The organism is Rhodococcus sp. ARC_M6, from assembly GCF_022810305.1.
GTDB lineage: Bacteria > Actinomycetota > Actinomycetes > Mycobacteriales > Mycobacteriaceae > Rhodococcus_F.
The window spans coordinates 1-459 of sequence record NZ_JALGQH010000086.1; the positions used below are offsets into that span (position 1 = coordinate 1).

Annotated in this window: 1 protein-coding gene; it reads right to left on the bottom strand. The window is 62.3% G+C overall.

The features are described 5' to 3' along the window. The coding region (locus MTX36_RS29495; protein WP_243623207.1) for an ABC transporter permease at positions 1-459 on the bottom strand (459 nt) is incomplete at both ends.

Consider the following 459-nt stretch of genomic DNA (forward strand, 5'->3'; position numbering starts at 1 on the left):
TACCGAGTCCGAGGAAGCTGAGCGACGCTTCTGCGACGATCAGGCCGGACACGGCAACCAGGCCGAGTGCCGCAACAGGAACGAGAACGTTGGGGACAAGTTCGCGCCAGATGACACGCCACTTGGTGGCCCCCATAGCGCGGGCTGCGAGTACGAACTCACGTTGAGCCACCACGATGGTGTTGGCTCGCGCTATTCGAACCATGCTGGGAATGCAGAGGATCGACAGTGCCAGCGTGATGTTGCGTAGGTTCGACGTGAGCACTGCAGCGAGCGCGATCAGCAGGACCAGCGACGGAATTGCCAGCAGCGAGTTGGTCAGGATTCCGACTACGGCGTCGACCTTGCCGCGGAAGTATCCGGCCATGACGCCGATGGTGCCACCGATGATGACGCCGATCAGCACTGCGCAGATGGCCACAGTCAACGATGCACGAGCGCCGAACAACGCGCGGGCCA